The sequence below is a fragment of the Erwinia sp. JH02 genome, assembly GCF_013074405.1.
In the GTDB taxonomy this organism is placed as follows: domain Bacteria; phylum Pseudomonadota; class Gammaproteobacteria; order Enterobacterales; family Enterobacteriaceae; genus Erwinia; species Erwinia rhapontici.
Genome location: NZ_JABANZ010000006.1, coordinates 188075 through 204509, shown reverse-complemented (window position 1 = coordinate 204509; position 16435 = coordinate 188075). Strand labels below are relative to the sequence as shown.

11 protein-coding genes are annotated in these 16435 nt (G+C 50.9%); 3 read left to right on the top strand and 8 right to left on the bottom strand.

The features are described from left to right. Nucleotides 1–14 precede the first annotated feature (14 nt). From lpxK to serC, 8 genes are all read right to left on the bottom strand, one after another. Nucleotides 15–995 (bottom strand): tetraacyldisaccharide 4'-kinase, encoded by a 981-nt coding sequence (lpxK, locus tag HHI26_RS16400; RefSeq protein WP_171149378.1) that lies wholly within the window; start codon nt 993–995, stop codon nt 15–17. Next, nucleotides 992–2740 carry a lipid A ABC transporter ATP-binding protein/permease MsbA gene (gene msbA, locus HHI26_RS16395; RefSeq protein WP_167864859.1) on the bottom strand — a complete coding sequence of 583 codons (1749 nt, stop codon included), beginning with the start codon at nt 2738–2740 and terminating at the stop codon, nt 992–994. Before msbA ends, lpxK begins: the two co-directional genes overlap by 4 nt. Nucleotides 2741–2775: 35 nt before the next feature. Beyond that, nucleotides 2776–5040 carry a ComEC family protein gene (locus tag HHI26_RS16390; RefSeq protein WP_171149436.1) on the bottom strand — a complete coding sequence of 755 codons (2265 nt, stop codon included), beginning with the start codon at nt 5038–5040 and terminating at the stop codon, nt 2776–2778. A gap of 210 nt (nt 5041–5250) precedes the next feature. Continuing rightward, nucleotides 5251–5538 carry an integration host factor subunit beta gene (gene ihfB / locus HHI26_RS16385; RefSeq protein WP_062743871.1) on the bottom strand — a complete coding sequence of 96 codons (288 nt, stop codon included), beginning with the start codon at nt 5536–5538 and terminating at the stop codon, nt 5251–5253. Between the two features lie 80 nt (nt 5539–5618). Beyond that, complete coding sequence (gene rpsA, locus HHI26_RS16380) at nt 5619–7292, bottom strand: 30S ribosomal protein S1 (RefSeq protein ID WP_133841034.1); 1674 nt, start codon at nt 7290–7292, stop codon at nt 5619–5621. Between the two features lie 153 nt (nt 7293–7445). Beyond that, entirely contained in the window at nt 7446–8129 is a 684-nt protein-coding gene (cmk, locus tag HHI26_RS16375; protein ID WP_133841035.1) for a (d)CMP kinase, read from the bottom strand. A gap of 148 nt (nt 8130–8277) precedes the next feature. After that, on the bottom strand, nt 8278–9564 hold the full coding sequence (gene aroA, locus HHI26_RS16370) for a 3-phosphoshikimate 1-carboxyvinyltransferase (protein ID WP_159337132.1): 1287 nt from the start codon (nt 9562–9564) through the stop codon (nt 8278–8280). An 89-nt stretch (nt 9565–9653) separates the two neighbouring features. After that, nucleotides 9654–10739 carry a 3-phosphoserine/phosphohydroxythreonine transaminase gene (serC, locus tag HHI26_RS16365; RefSeq protein WP_133841037.1) on the bottom strand — a complete coding sequence of 362 codons (1086 nt, stop codon included), beginning with the start codon at nt 10737–10739 and terminating at the stop codon, nt 9654–9656. A 309-nt stretch (nt 10740–11048) separates the two neighbouring features. Here serC and ycaO point away from each other — a divergent pair, with 309 nt between their 5' ends. From ycaO to pflB, 3 genes are all read left to right on the top strand, one after another. After that, on the top strand, nt 11049–12806 hold the full coding sequence (gene ycaO, locus HHI26_RS16360) for a 30S ribosomal protein S12 methylthiotransferase accessory factor YcaO (RefSeq protein WP_159337133.1): 1758 nt from the start codon (nt 11049–11051) through the stop codon (nt 12804–12806). Between the two features lie 369 nt (nt 12807–13175). Further along, nucleotides 13176–14033 carry a formate transporter FocA gene (focA, locus tag HHI26_RS16355; RefSeq protein ID WP_159337134.1) on the top strand — a complete coding sequence of 286 codons (858 nt, stop codon included), beginning with the start codon at nt 13176–13178 and terminating at the stop codon, nt 14031–14033. Between the two features lie 89 nt (nt 14034–14122). Beyond that, a complete protein-coding gene (gene pflB, locus HHI26_RS16350; RefSeq protein WP_133841040.1) occupies nt 14123–16405 on the top strand; it encodes a formate C-acetyltransferase in 2283 nt (760 codons plus the stop codon). Nucleotides 16406–16435 lie beyond the last annotated feature (30 nt).

The following is a 16435-nucleotide window of genomic DNA, read 5'->3' as shown; positions in this document are numbered from 1 at the left end:
AGTTGTGGACTGAATTAACGTGGAATTAATGCACTGATTTTGTTCAGCAATACGATGGTCTGCTCATCGGGAAGCATGGCATCAACCGGTAAATACCACCAGTTGTCAGTGGCAAAAGCGCGCGCTTTGACCGCATCTTTCTCTGTCATCAACAGTGTCTGTCCTTCCGTTATCAGGGCATTCAGAGTAGCGGCAGTGTAATTCTGATGGTCAGCGAAAGAGACCTCTTTTTGGATCACAACCCCCTGCTGACGCAGCGTGTTGTAAAAACGTGGCGGATGGCCAATACCGGCCATTGCCACCACATTTTGCAGTTGTGCGGCCGGACGACGTTCCCCTGAAAGCAGGTTTACCGCCTGGCCCGGCACCAGTTGCATCGACAGTTCACCCGGCTGTGCATGGCCACCGTTGGCGATGACGGCAGTCACACTTTTCAGGCGAGAAGCGCGTTCCCGCATGGGACCTGCGGGCAACCACCAGCCATTACCAAAGCGACGTTCACCATCAACGACGACGATTTCAACATCACGCGCCAGAGCATAGTGCTGTAATCCATCATCAGTGATAATCACATCGACCCCGCCACCGCTCACCACCGCCTCTACGGCCTGACGGCGCTGGGGTGCGACCGCGACCGCCGCCCCGGTACGCTGATAGATCAGAACCGGTTCATCACCGGCTTCACGGGTAGTCGTCTCTTCGCCCAGCACCAGCGGATAGCTTTCTGCTTTACCACCATAACCACGAGACACCACCCCAACGCGAAAACCCCGCTGTTGCAGTGCCTGTACCAGCCAGATGACCACTGGCGTTTTACCATTCCCGCCGGCAGTAAGATTACCGACGATCACCACCGGAACGGGTGCACGCCACGCTTTACGCCAGCCCCAGCAATAGCTAAGACGGAGCACATTACTAATCAGCCCGTATAACAGGCTGAAAGGCAACAACAACAGATAAAGCGCAGAGCGGCCGCTCCAGATGCGTTCAATCATTGGCCAAATTGCATCTTATGCAGCTGCGCGTAAACACCACGTTCTGCCAGCAACATCTCGTGACTGCCACGCTCAACGATTTGACCATCTTCAACCACTACAATCTCATCCGCTTTTTCAATCGTGGAAAGACGGTGGGCAATCACCAGCGAAGTCCGGTTCTTTTGCAGTTCGTCCAGGGCTGACTGAATAGCACGCTCAGATTCGGTATCCAGAGCCGAGGTGGCTTCATCCAGGATCAGAATCGGGCTGTCACGCAGCAGGGCACGGGCAATGGCAATACGCTGGCGCTGCCCCCCTGAGAGCAATACACCATTCTCACCAATCATCGTATCCAGGCCATTCTCCATCTTGCCGATAAAGTCCATGGCATGGGCCATCGTTGCCGCTTTCTCAATATCTTCGCGGCTGTACTGTTCCTCGCGCGCATAGGCAATATTATTGGCAATGGTGTCATTGAACAAATGCACATTTTGCGATACCAGCGCCACCTGATTACGCAGTGAGGCAAGGGTATATTCACGCAGGTCATGTCCATCCATCAGGACGGCCCCCTGCTGCACATCATAGAAACGGGTCAGCAGGCTCGCCAGCGTTGATTTACCTGAACCCGAGCGCCCGACCAGAGCCACCGTCTTACCCTCAGGGATCGTCAGATTGATATTTCGCAGGGCAGGCACTTCGCGACCAGGATAGGTAAATGTTACCTCACGGAACTCAATGTCGCCCTTTGCCCGCTCAACTATGCGCTTACCGGTATCCACTTCCTGTTCGCTATCGAGAATGGAGAACAACGTCTGACAGGCAGCCATACCGCGCTGGAACTGAGCATTGACGTTAGTCAGTGATTTCAGCGGACGCATCAGGGCAATCATTGACGAGAACACCACGGTGATCGTACCCGCCGTCAGGGTCTCCATCACACTCGGGAAGCTCGCGGCATACAGCACAAAGGCCAGTGCCAGCGAGGCGATCATCTGAATAATCGGGTCTGAAATAGAGGATGCTGAAACCAGTTTCATCCCCTGCTGACGCATGCGATTACTCACACGGTTAAAGCGCTCGCTTTCGATCTCCTGACCACCAAAGATCAGTACTTCTTTATGCCCTTTCAACATCTGTTCAGCGCTGGTCGTCACCTGGCCCATGGTGTTTTGCATATTTTTACTGATATTGCGGAAACGCTTTGAGACCGTACGAATAGCAAATGAAACGATCGGCGCCAGAACGATCAGGATCAGCGACAGCTGCCAGCTGTAGTAAAACATCAAGATAAACAGGCCGATAATCGAAGCACCCTCACGCACCACAGTCACCAGGGCACCGGAAGAGGATGAGGCAACCTGTTCAGAATCATAGGTGATGCGCGATAGCAGCGTACCGGTAGACTGCTGGTCGAAAAAGGCGACCGGCATGCCCATCATATGGCTGAACAGGCGGCGGCGCATGCCCATGACCACATTGCCAGACACCCAGGAAATACAGTAACTGGAAACGTAGCTGGTAACGCCGCGAACGAGCATCAGACCCATTACGACAAGCGGCATCCATAGCAGTACGGCGTTGTTCGCTTTACCAAAACCATCATCGAGTAAAGGCTTCAGCAGTGACAGCATGAGTGTATCGCCAGCCGCATTAAGAATCAGTGCGACTGCAGCCACAATCAATCCCGCCTTATATGGCACAATCATTGGCCAGAGTCGACGGAAGGTCTGCCAGGTGGAGAGATCTTTATCCAGATGCATTATTTAACCAGCTTTGAATGAAATAGCCGCTCATTCTACCTGGAATCCCTGACTACGCCAAACCACTGATGATACCAACGGTTCATTATTTGTTCTCTTAACCCCATAAGTTGCCAGTTATCAACAAAAAAATGGGCGCTGATCTGTCCCGAAAGGGCCGTATCATGCCATTCGACGTGATTTTTATCGTAACGCTGGATAATCTTCGCAGCTGGTAGCCGCCAGGCACTGTAACGCGCGGCTGATGCGACCGCCGCTGTGGCGCCCACCGCGCGTAAGAAAGGTGGAGAAGAGGATGTTCTGCTACCGTGATGTGGAACTTGCAACAGATCCGCCGACAGGCTGGCACGCTGTTCTGCGACCAGTTTTAGCTCTGCCGGGGCCTCAATGTCTCCTGTCAGTAGCACTCGCCATTTTCCGTCCGTGATGGTGACGACACAGGATTGGTTGTTCCCCTCACCTTTTTCCGCCTCGGGTGGCCAGAGAACGCTGAACTGAAGTTCCTGCCAGCGCCAGCGAGTACCTTTGCGACAGGGTAAGTGCCCCCTACGCGCCAGAGCGCTGCGTACACGCGCCGCCGGGAATGCAGCCTGCACAGTTTCCAGCCCGCCAATATGGTCAAGATGGCCGTGACTAATAATAACATCGGTGACGTTTAATCCCTGCCAGTTGAGCCAGGGCAGGATCTGACTACGGGCAGCATCCCCTCCTGGCCAGCGGTTACCGGTATCGTATAGCGTTGCCTCGCCGTTACGAGAGACAACGACGGCTAACCCATGGCCAACATCTAACATATCAACACGCCAATGCGGATGGGATCCTACTTCGCGCCAGCTACACAGCAAAAGAGCCGCACTAAACAGGCTGACAGGTGAGGTACGCCACCAGCCGAAACGCAGACTCAAAAGTATCAGCCAGCATAACAGGCTGGCAGCGCCCAATGTTTGGTCCAAAGGAAACCAGCCGCGAGGTAAATGTTGAAGAGGAATAAAAACCAGAGCCAGAGAGTGGTCAACCCATTGCCACAGTAGCGGGCTGACCCACGGCAACGGATTGCACACGATCGCCACAAGAATCAAAGGCACTGTCAGCATCGTGATTAACGGCACTGCCCACAAATTTGCTACCAACGCGCTCAAGCTAAACCCATGAAACAGCATCGCTTGTAGTGGCATTAATAACAGTAGCATTCCAATTTGAAGATGCAGTAAACGCAAGAGCAGCCAGCGTTTACCACGGTTAAAACGGCGAGGTAGAGGAAAAAAGTGAAACCACAGTAACAGACCCGCTACCGCCAGCGCTGACAGCCAAAGACTGTCAGAAAGTACGCTTAATGGATCAAAAAACAGGATCAAAGCGATGCACAGGCACCATACCTGCCAACTATGGCAGTGGATAAAACGCAAACGAAGCGTACTCCAGACCAGTAAAGACAGCATTGCCCGCAGCGCGGGGGGATTGCCACCGGATAACCAACAATAGGCTAATGCAATCATCAGGCTGCAATACATAGGCAATCGGTAGCCAATACACCAGGCAGGCAACAGGAACTGAACACCACGCGATAATAACCAGCCGAAACTCGCGGCAAGGGCAATATGCATACCTGAAATCGCCATCAGATGTGCCGTGCCAGTTTCACGCAATAGCAGATTTGTTTCCCTGTCGACTTCCGCTCTTTCGCCAAAGGCCAGCGCAGAAATCAATGCCTGCCACGTCAGATGACCATAGTTCTTTTGCGTTGCATTAATCACCCTGGCACGCCAGCTGCACTGTGAATCAATAACCTCTGTCGACACCACTCTGCCAGTGAGTGGCGTATGATTAGCCAGCGCAAAACGCTGTCGGTCAAATCCTCCTTCATTGAGCTGAGCATGCACTGGACGCAGAACAAGTTCCATGTTCCAGTGCTGTCCGGCGCAAAAGGCTATCTCCTGCGGCGGAACTTTCAAGGTGGCATAAATCGGAGGGAACAGAATCCTGTCTTTGTAGCGCAGCAGCCGTACTTTAACCATCTTCCCATCGGGTAGTACGTTTTCTACGACAATTTCTGCTTTCAACTGCCCGTGCGTCAGCTGTTCTATTTGATCCAACATGACCCGCCCAGCACAGACTGCCCAGAGGAACAAGACTAATATCAGCGCGACCAATTTTGCACAACGCCATCCGGACAGCGCCATGAGAACAGCTGCGGACAAAACGGGCAGGTCGTAGACAGCAGCAGGAAGCTTAGACAGGAAACTCAGCGGTAGCGTTGCAGCAATGACACTCCATGCCAGCCGGTTCACAGTTATCAACATGACACCTCCCTGTATCAATGATGACCAGTGTGCAGCAATCACTCCTGAAAGTCATATCACCCGGAAAGGATGTGGAAAACACCTCGCAAACAATTTTCGCTATTTGCAAATGTCATCAAGATTTTATGCATAAACCAATGGTTTTATTTTGGGCAAAAAAAAACGACACCGGAGTGTCGTTTTATCGATTCATCGCAATACCCTAAGGTATTAACCGCCGTAAATATTAGCGCGATCACGCAACTCTTTACCTGGCTTGAAGTGTGGAACGTATTTGCCTTCCAACTCCACTTTGTCACCCGTTTTCGGGTTACGGCCAGTACGAGGTGCACGATAGTGTAAAGAGAAGCTGCCAAATCCCCGGATTTCAATGCGTTCGCCATCTGACAACGTTGTTGCCATATGCTCAAGCATCTCTTTTACCGCATCCTCAACGACTTTCGCCGGAATATGAGAGTGCTGGCCGGCAAGTCTTTCAATCAGTTCTGACTTGGTCATATAACCTCCGGTTAATCCTTGTTAGGAAAAGTTCTGACAGTAACGACGGTACAGGGCAGCTTGCGCTGCCCTGAAAGCGATTACTCGCCTTTAGCTGCTTTGAAAGCTTCAGCCATTGCGCTAGAGAAGTTGCTTTCTTCCTGTTTGGTGTTAACAGTATTGATTGCTTCTTTCTCATCAGCCTGGTCTTTTGCACGAACAGACAGGCTAACAACGCGGTTTTTACGGTCTACACCGGTGAACTTAGCTTCAACATCGTCGCCAACGTTCAGAACCAGAGTTGCGTCTTCTACGCGGTCCAGCGATGCTTCAGAAGCACGCAGGTAACCTTCAACGCCGTCTGCCAATTCAACTGTAGCACCTTTAGCGTCAACTGCAGTCACTTTACCGTTAACAATTGCACCTTTCTTGTTCAGAGAGATGTAGTTGTTGAACGGATCTTCTGCCAGCTGCTTAACGCCCAGGGAGATACGCTCGCGCTCTGCGTCAACCTGCAGAACAACAGCAGCGATTTCGTCGCCTTTCTTGTATTCACGAACTGCTTCTTCTCCGGTAGCGTTCCAGGAGATGTCAGACAGGTGAACCAGGCCGTCGATGCCGCCGTCCAGGCCGATGAAGATACCAAAGTCAGTGATTGACTTAATTTTACCTTCAACACGGTCGCCCTTGTTGTGGGTTTCTGCAAACTGCTGCCATGGGTTAGATTTGCACTGCTTCAGACCCAGGGAGATACGACGACGTTCTTCGTCGATGTCCAGAACCATAACTTCAACAACATCACCAACGTTAACAACTTTAGATGGGTGAATGTTTTTGTTGGTCCAGTCCATTTCAGAAACGTGTACCAGGCCTTCAACGCCTTCTTCGATTTCAACGAAGCAGCCGTAGTCGGTCAGGTTAGTTACACGACCAGTCAGCTTAGTGCCTTCTGGGTAACGTTTCGCGATAGCAACCCATGGATCTTCGCCCAGCTGCTTCAGACCCAGAGAAACACGGGTACGCTCGCGGTCGAATTTCAGAACTTTAACGGTAATTTCATCGCCAACATTCACGATTTCGCTTGGATGCTTAACGCGTTTCCATGCCATATCAGTGATGTGCAGCAGGCCGTCAACGCCGCCCAGATCAACGAATGCACCGTAGTCAGTAAGGTTCTTAACGATACCTTTAACTTCCATGCCTTCCTGCAGGTTTTCCAGCAGCTGATCGCGCTCTGCGCTGTTTTCGGATTCGATAACCGCACGACGTGAAACGACAACGTTGTTACGTTTCTGATCCAGCTTGATGACTTTGAACTCAAGCTCTTTGCCTTCCAGGTGCAGTGTATCGCGCACTGGACGAACGTCTACCAGTGAACCTGGCAGGAACGCACGAATGCCATTCAGCTCAACTGTGAAGCCACCTTTAACTTTGCCGTTGATAACACCGGTAACAGTTTCAGCATCTTCGTAAGCTTTTTCCAGTGTAATCCATGCTTCGTGACGTTTAGCTTTCTCACGAGACAGCAGAGTTTCACCGAAGCCGTCTTCCACTGCATCCAGCGCAACGTCAACTTCGTCGCCTACCTGGATTTCCAGTTCGCCGGCTGCGTTCTTGAACTGCTCTGCAGGGATCGCAGATTCAGATTTCAGACCCGCATCAACCAGGACTACGTCTTTGTCGATAGAGACAACAACGCCACGAACGATGGAACCCGGACGGGTTTCGATTGTTTTTAGGGATTCTTCAAATAGTTCAGCAAAAGATTCAGTCATATTGATAATCTTCAGGATTCTTCAATTTAACGTCCACCTGACATCCTGCCGGGTGGGGTTGTTTCACATGCTCCATGACATCCATATCACAGAGTTAGATAAATCATTCTGCAAGCCGAAGCTCATGCAGAGGTCATTAAGCGTAGTTGATATTTACGCCAGCGCGAGCTTCTCACGCGCATACTTTAATGCGATGTCGATAACCTGCTCGATCGACATCGTTGTCGAATCAAGCACTAACGCATCATCAGCCGGCACCAGTGGTGCAATGGCTCGATTACGATCTCGCTCATCACGCTCTTTTATCTCAGATAAAAGGCGCTCAAAGTTAACACTAAAGCCCTTTTCCTGCAACTGTAGCATACGACGGTTAGCACGTTCTTCAGAGCTGGCATCAAGGAAAATTTTCACTGGTGCATCAGGGAAAACCACCGTGCCCATATCGCGACCATCGGCAATCAATCCCGGAAAATCCCGGAAACCACGCTGACGACGCAGCAATGCTTCACGCACACGAGGGAATGCGGCCACTTTGGAGGCGGTGTTACTGACATCCTGAGTTCGGATTTCACCGGTAACATCTTCACCTTCCAGAATCACTTCCATTTCGCCGTTGTTAGAAACAAAACGCACATCAAGATGGGCGGCGATAGGAACCAAAGCTTCTTCAGAAGCCATATCCACCTGATGATGCAGCGCAGCCAGGGCCAGAACGCGATAAATTGCACCGGAGTCCAACAGGTGCCACTGCAACGCCTCGGCCATCGCTTTACACAATGTACCTTTCCCTGCACCACTTGGGCCATCAATGGTGATCACTGGGGCTATTGCCATCATGTCGTTCTCCTGTCGGTGGAATGCCTGGGCAACGGGTGCCCAGACAAATATCGACGCGCATTATACCCCTCATGCATGAAGCTGCAACTGCGTTGGTTGCGCACCGTATTCTGTCATAGGCGGCACGCATTCCTGACGAAGATGCCCGTTACGCCAGTTGACTGATACGGGCGAGCTGTTCGAAGTAGTCGGGAAACGTTTTCGCCGTGCATTTTGGATCAAGAATGGTCACTGGCGTTGAGGAAAGAGCAACCAGGGAGAAACACATCGCCATACGATGATCGTTATAGGTTCCAATTTCAGCAAATTTAACCTGCGCGGGTGGTGTAATGCGAATGAAGTCATGGCCTTCTTCAACTTCAGCACCCACTTTACGCAGTTCAATGGCCATCGCCGCCAGACGGTCGGTCTCTTTCACACGCCAGTTATAGATATTGCGCATAACCGTTGTACCTTTCGCAAACAGGGCAGCTGTTGCAATGGTCATCGCAGCATCAGGGATATGATTCATATCCAGATCGATAGCATTAAGATCCCCACGCGTACAGGCAATAAAATCATCGCCCCACTCCACGCTGGCGCCCATTTTTTCCAGTACGTCGGCAAAACGAATATCGCCCTGCATACTGTTACGGCCAATACCGGTAACTTTCACCGTTCCACCTTTGATTGCTGCCGCGGCAAGGAAATAAGACGCAGAGGATGCATCACCTTCAACCAGGTAGTCGCCGGGTGCCTGATACTGCTGCTGGCCACGAATGTGGAACGCGCGGTAATCTTCATTCTCAACGTTAACGCCAAAAGTCGCCATCAGGTTGAGCGTGATATCGATATAGGGTTTTGATACCAAATCGCCTTTAATCACAATGCGAGTATCGTTTTCGGCTAACGGTGCGGCCATCAGCAACGCCGTCAGAAACTGACTGGAAACGCTACCATCGACGGCGACTTCGCCACCGCGGAACCCGCCTTTCAGGCGCAGCGGCGGGTAATCTTCCTGCTCAAGGTATTCGACATCGGCCCCCCCTTGACGTAAAGCATCAACCAGGTGGCCAATCGGACGTTCTTTCATGCGAGGCTCACCGGTCAGAACGATGTCGTTGCTGCCCAGGCACAGTGCCGCCGCCAGAGGGCGCATTGCCGTTCCGGCATTGCCAAGAAACAGTTCCAGCGCGCCTTCTGCCTGAAGTGCACCGCCCTGACCTTCGACTTCACACACCGTGCGATCGGCAGACAGTGTGAAATGAACACCCAACGCCTGTAGTGCATTCAGCATATGGCGAACATCGTCGCTATCAAGCAGATTCGTCAGGCGGGTGGTGCCTTTTGCCAGTGCGGCCAGCAGCAGCGCGCGGTTAGACACACTCTTAGAGCCGGGAAGGTTAACGGTGCCATCGACCAGGGCGATAGGTTGTAACGTCAGGGAATCCTGCATGTGAAACGTATTCTCCAAAATAATTACAATGAAACCCCGCTGGGCTGCGGGGTTTCAGATTCAAAACTTACTGCCAATGCAGGCGTACCTTAGCCGTGGCGACGTTCGAAGTCGACCATAAAATCGGTGAGCGTTTTCACGCCCTGCAACGGCATCGCATTGTAGATCGAAGCACGCATGCCGCCGACCACACGGTGGCCTTTCAGAGCATGCAGACCTGCTGCAAATGACTCTTCAAGGAACAGTTTGTCCAGTGTGGCATCAGCCAGTTGGAAGGGTACGTTCATACGTGAACGGTTAGCGGCTACCACATCGTTGCGATAGAAACTGCTGTTATCGATGGTGCCATACAGCAGATCGGCTTTTGCCTGGTTACGTTTATCCAGTTCCGCCACGCCGCCCTGCTCTTTCAGCCACTTAAACACCAAGCCGGACAGATACCAGGCAAAGGTCGGTGGCGTGTTGAACATAGATTCGTTATCCGCCAGGACCTTATAATCCAGGATGGAAGGCAATTCTTTACGCGCCTGACCCAACAGATCTTCACGCACAACGACCAGTGTTAACCCGGCAGGACCAATATTTTTCTGTGCGCCGGCATACAACACGCCGTAACGACTAACATCGATCGGGGACGACAGAATCGTGGAAGAAAGATCGGCCACTACCACTTTATCACCAAAGTCCGGGGTTTCCGGGATAGCGATACCGTCGATCGTTTCGTTCGGGCAGTAATGAACGTAGGCAGCATCATCAGACAGTGCCCACTCGCTCATTGGTTTGATACCGCGCAGGCCATCAATCGTCGTTTTGGCATCGATCACATTTGGCGTGCAGTATTTCTGAGCCTCTTTTACTGCGCTGGCTGCCCAATAACCGCCATCAACATAGTCCGCCGTGGCATGCTGCCCCAACAGATTCATCGGGATGGCAGCAAACTGAGCGCGTGCACCGCCATGGCAGAATAAAACTTTATAGTTGGAGGGGATTTTCAGCAGATCACGAAAATCTTTTTCAGCCTCTTCCGCGACCTGAATAAATTCCTTACTACGGTGGCTGATCTCCATTACGGAGGTTCCTAAACCCTGCCAGTTGCAGAGTTCCTGTTCAGCGCGACGAAGTACTTCTACCGGCAACATAGCCGGGCCTGAGCTAAAATTGAAAACCTGACTCATTTCCCCTCACCACTTTCAGATCAATCGGTTTTGATTCCTCTATCGGTTTTATCATTGCCACCCCGTTGCTGCAATGATTTATCAGGTCGACCGACCAGTTCACCGGCCTGTGCCGCAACAGCTTGTAGGGGAAATGCAACAGCAGACGATATTTTGTGAGGTGTTTTCCTGTTTGAAAAACAGACCCGTTATCTTTTCATCCTAAAATGGCATTCTTGCGTTCATGAAATTAATGATGTCGGATAGCGATTCCGCCGGAAACCCCGTATCATTGCGCGCTTTCCGCACAATCAATAACGAGTGGGCAAAATGACTCAAACTTATATCCCAGGCAAAGACGCCGCGTTGGAAGTTTCCATCGCACGCTTTCAGCAAAAACTGCAGGATCTTGGCTTCAACATCGAAGAAGCATCCTGGCTGAACCCGGTCCCGAATGTCTGGTCAGTTCATATCCGCGATCGCGACTGCCCGCTGTGTTTTACCAATGGTAAAGGCGCGAGCAAAAAAGCGGCTCTGGCCTCTGCGCTGGGCGAATACTTTGAACGCCTGTCCACCAACTATTTCTTCGCTGACTTCTGGTTAGGCGAGAAGATCGCTAACGGCGACTTCGTTCACTACCCTAACGAGAAGTGGTTCCCACTGCCGGAAGATGACCAATTGCCAGAAGGCATTCTGGATCCACGACTGCGTAAATTCTACGACCCGGAAAACGAAGTGAGCGCCAGCGAACTGGTTGACTTGCAGTCGGGCAATGCCGCACGCGGCATCTGTGGCCTGCCGTTTACCCGTCAGTCGGATCAGCAAACCGTTTACATCCCGATGAACATTATCGGCAACCTGTATGTATCAAACGGTATGTCTGCCGGTAATACCGCCAACGAAGCCCGCGTTCAGGGGCTGTCAGAGGTATTCGAGCGCTATATTAAAAACCGTATTATCGCGGAATCAATCAGCCTGCCAGCCATTCCGCAAGACGTGTTAAATCGTTATCCGGGCGTTGTCGAAGCCATCGCCTCGCTGGAAGCAGAAGGTTTCCCAATCTTCTCTTACGACGCCTCACTGGGCGGTAAATATCCTGTTATCTGTGTGGTGCTGTTTAACCCTGCTAATGGCACGTGCTTCGCCTCCTTTGGTGCTCACCCTGACTTTGGCGTAGCGCTTGAGCGTACCGTCACCGAACTGCTTCAAGGTCGTGGCCTCAAAGATTTGGATGTGTTCACACCGCCGACCTTCGACGATGAAGAAGTGGCGGAACACGCCAACCTGGAAACACACTTTATCGATTCCAGCGGTCTGATCTCGTGGGATATGTTTAAGGATGACGCCGATTATCCGTTTGTTGACTGGAGCTTTAAAGGCAGCACTGAAGAAGAGTTCTCGACACTGATGGACATCTTCAAGTCAGAAGATCAGGAAGTTTACATCGCGGACTATGAGCATCTGGATGTGTACGCTTGCCGCATCATCGTGCCGGGCATGTCTGATATCTACCCGGCAGAAGACCTGCTGCTGGCGAACAACAGCATGGGTGCTTACCTGCGCGATACACTACTCAGCCTGCCGGAAAGCAGCTGGGAAAAAGAAGACTATCTGTCTCTGCTGGAGCAGCTGGATGAAGACGGCCATGACGACTTCACACGTGTACGCGAACTGCTGGGCCTTGCAACGGGTAAAGATAACGGCTGGTACACACTGCGTATTGGTGAACTTAAGGCGATGTTAGCACTGGCAGCAGGCGATCTGGAACAGGCATTGATTTGGACGGAATGGACCATGGAGTTCAATCAGTCGATCTTCAGCGCCGAACGCGCCAACTACTATCGCTGCCTGCAAACACTGCTGTTATTGAGCCAGGAAGAAGGTCGCGACCCTTTGCAGTATCATACGGCATTCGTCCGTATGTATGGGCAGGAAGCCGTAGACACAGCTTCAGCAGCTATCAGTGGTGAAGCGCCATTTTATGGTTTGCAGGCGGTTGATAACGATCTGAAAGCGTTCCCGGCACACCAATCTCTGCTGGCGGCTTATGAAAAACTTCAGGCGGCCAAACGTCTTTACTGGAAATAATTGACTATAAAAATAGCACCCGGTTAAAGGGGGTTATAAACAGACAAGATTATTTCACCGCAGCCGATCTCTATCTGCAGGTTAATAAAAGGTAACAGCGCAGGCTGTTACCTTTTTAATTGTTACAACCTGGCTATATTTACTCTCGTTTATTCACCCACTCTTTCGCGAAACACATCTGAGACTCAAATATTTTTTTAATAATTAAAAAAGTTTTATTTAAATAAAAACAACAACTTAAACAATAAACCCATGATAAAAATAGGGTCTTACCCGCGAATTAGCCGGGCCTATATGATCCACATCAAATTCTTTCCTATACTCCTTTGTTAGACTTTCCTCGCTGATTACTTTTGGGAGGACGTTAGTGTGAAAGCTGGCAACCCCTTTGATTTATTATTACCGTCAGAAATGGCGAAAGTTGCTGAAGATGCAGGTGTCTATAAAGCAACGAAACACCCCTTCACCACATTTTTTCTGGCAATTACCGCTGGAGTCTTCATTTCCATCGCCTTTGCTTTCTATATTACTGCGACAACGGGTACGGCTGCTGTCCCATGGGGGCTGGCAAAACTGGTTGGTGGTATCTGCTTTTCACTGGGTCTGATGTTGGTTGTGGTTTGCGGTGCTGACCTGTTTACTTCCACTGTTCTCACCGTGGTTGCTAAAGCCAGCGGTCGTATCAGTTGGGCGCAGCTCGCACGCAACTGGATTATCGTCTACGTCGGTAACTTTATCGGTGCCATCTTATTTGTCGCTCTGATTTGGTTTGCCGGGCAATACATGGCGGCCAACGGTGCCTGGGGACTGAATGTCCTGCAAACCGCTGACCACAAAATGCACCATACCTTCACTGAAGCAGTCTGCCTTGGCATTTTGGCGAATCTGATGGTGTGCATGGCAGTATGGATGAGTTACTCCGGTCGTAGTCTGATGGATAAAATGTTTGCCATGGTACTGCCGGTTGCGATGTTTGTTGCCAGTGGATTTGAGCACAGCATCGCCAACATGTTTCTCGTCCCGATGGCGATCATCATTAAAGACTTTGCGACTCCCGAATTCTGGCAAGCTACCGGAGCAAGTGCAGAGCAGTTTTCGCACCTCACCGTTGGCCATTTTATTACCGATAACCTGATCCCGGTTACCCTGGGCAATATCATCGGTGGTGGTTTGCTTGTTGGTTTAACTTACTGGGTAATTTATCTGCGTGATGGCGATCATCACTGATTCACCCACTAACAGAATTTTGCAACCGTCGGTGTGATGTCACACGGCGGGAACGTACAACGAACTTCACGTTATAAGGTAGGTATCAAATGACCGAGCTTAATCAAAAAATGGCGACAGCCTGGGAAAGCTTTGCACAGGGCGAATGGCAGACCAGCGTTAACGTCCGTGACTTCATCCAGAAAAACTACACACCGTATGAAGGCGACGAAGCGTTCCTGGCCGGTGCCACTGAGGCAACAACTGCCCTGTGGGACAAAGTGATGGAAGGCATCAAACAAGAAAACCGCACTCATGCACCGGTTGACTTTGATACCGACCTGCCATCAACCATTACCTCTCATGATGCGGGCTATATCAATAAAAGCCTGGAAAAAATCGTTGGTCTGCAGACAGAAGCTCCACTGAAACGCGCGCTGATCCCTTTCGGCGGAATTAAAATGGTTGAAGGTTCGTGCAAAGTGTATGGCCGCGAACTTGATCCTACCGTGAAAAAAATCTTCACCGAATACCGTAAAACCCATAACCAGGGTGTATTCGATGTCTACACTCCAGATATTATGCGCTGCCGTAAATCAGGTGTGCTGACGGGTCTGCCTGACGCATACGGTCGTGGCCGTATCATTGGTGACTACCGCCGTGTAGCGCTGTACGGTATCGATGCATTGATGAAAGATAAATTCGCTCAGTTCACCTCACTGCAGAGCGATATGGAAAACGGTGTTAACCTGGAAGCGACAATTCGCCTGCGCGAAGAAATTGCCGACCAGCATCACGCACTCCAGCAGATTAAAGAGATGGCAGCAAAATATGGCTGTGATATCTCTGGTCCGGCTACCAATGCAAAAGAAGCGGTACAGTGGACCTACTTCGGTTACCTTGCTGCGGTGAAATCCCAGAACGGTGCAGCAATGTCCTTTGGTCGCGTATCGACCTTCCTGGATATCTACTTTGAACGCGACCTGAAAGCAGGCGTGATTAACGAGTTGGAAGCACAGGAACTGATCGACCACCTGGTGATGAAGCTGCGTATGGTACGTTTCCTGCGTACTCCTGAATACGATGAACTGTTCTCAGGTGACCCAATCTGGGCGACAGAATCACTGGCAGGTATGGGCGTTGACGGCCGTACAATGGTGACTAAAAACACCTTCCGTTTCCTGAATACCCTTTACACCATGGGTCCTTCACCGGAACCAAACATGACCATTCTGTGGTCTGAAAAACTGCCACTGAACTTCAAAAAATACGCGGCAAAAGTGTCCATCGATACCTCTTCTCTGCAGTATGAGAATGATGATCTGATGCGCCCTGATTTTGACAATGATGATTACGCTATTGCCTGCTGCGTAAGCCCGATGATCGTCGGCAAACAAATGCAGTTCTTCGGTGCACGTGCCAACCTGGCGAAAACCATGCTGTATGCCATTAACGGCGGCGTGGATGAAAAAATGAAAATGCAGGTTGGCCCAAAAGAAGCGCCAATGATGGATGAAGTGCTGGACTACGATAAAGTGATGAACCGTATGGATCACTTTATGGACTGGCTGGCAAAACAGTACGTCACTGCGCTGAATGTTATCCACTATATGCACGATAAATACAGCTATGAAGCGTCACTGATGGCACTGCATGACCGTGATGTTTACCGTACTATGGCTTGCGGTATCGCAGGTCTGTCCGTTGCGGCTGACTCCCTGTCTGCTATCAAATACGCCAAAGTATCCACCATTCGTGATGAAGATGGTCTGGCTGTAGACTTCAAAATCGAAGGTGAATACCCGCAGTTTGGTAACAACGATTCACGTGTGGATGACATTGCCTGCGACCTGGTTGAACGTTTCATGAAGAAAATTCAGAAACTGCAAACCTACCGTAATGCAGTGCCAACTCAATCCGTACTGACCATTACCTCTAACGTGGTGTATGGTAAGAAAACGGGTAATACCCCGGACGGACGTCGTGCTGGCGCACCATTCGGGCCAGGTGCAAACCCAATGCATGGTCGCGATCAGAAAGGTGCGGTTGCCTCTCTTACCTCGGTTGCAAAACTGCCGTTTGCTTACGCGAAAGATGGTATCTCTTACACCTTCTCCATCGTGCCAAACGCACTGGGCAAAAATGACGACGTACGCAAAACCAACCTTGCGGGTCTGATGGATGGTTACTTCCATCACGAAGCCAGCATCGAAGGTGGTCAACACTTGAACGTCAATGTGATGAACCGTGAAATGCTACTAGAAGCAATGGAGAACCCGGAAAAATACCCGCAGCTCACCATTCGCGTATCAGGCTATGCAGTACGCTTCAACTCACTGACTAAAGAGCAGCAGCAGGACGTGATTACACGTACCTTTACACAGTCTATGTAAGTCGCTGCGCTCTATACAGGCTCCCGTAAG

Bases quoted from the DNA above. Each gene is read 5' to 3' on its own strand.
- lpxK (WP_171149378.1), bottom strand. From the start codon at position 995: ATGATTGAACGCATCTGGAGCGGCCGCTCTGCGCTTTATCTGTTGTTG.
- rpsA (WP_133841034.1), bottom strand. From the start codon at position 7,292: ATGACTGAATCTTTTGCTGAACTATTTGAAGAATCCCTAAAAACAATC.
- aroA (WP_159337132.1), bottom strand. From the start codon at position 9,564: ATGCAGGATTCCCTGACGTTACAACCTATCGCCCTGGTCGATGGCACC.
- cmk (WP_133841035.1), bottom strand. From the start codon at position 8,129: ATGATGGCAATAGCCCCAGTGATCACCATTGATGGCCCAAGTGGTGCA.
- msbA (WP_167864859.1), bottom strand. From the start codon at position 2,740: ATGCATCTGGATAAAGATCTCTCCACCTGGCAGACCTTCCGTCGACTC.
- ihfB (WP_062743871.1), bottom strand. From the start codon at position 5,538: ATGACCAAGTCAGAACTGATTGAAAGACTTGCCGGCCAGCACTCTCAT.
- serC (WP_133841037.1), bottom strand. From the start codon at position 10,739: ATGAGTCAGGTTTTCAATTTTAGCTCAGGCCCGGCTATGTTGCCGGTA.
- ycaO (WP_159337133.1), top strand. From the start codon at position 11,049: ATGACTCAAACTTATATCCCAGGCAAAGACGCCGCGTTGGAAGTTTCC.
- HHI26_RS16390 (WP_171149436.1), bottom strand. From the start codon at position 5,040: ATGTTGATAACTGTGAACCGGCTGGCATGGAGTGTCATTGCTGCAACG.
- pflB (WP_133841040.1), top strand. From the start codon at position 14,123: ATGACCGAGCTTAATCAAAAAATGGCGACAGCCTGGGAAAGCTTTGCA.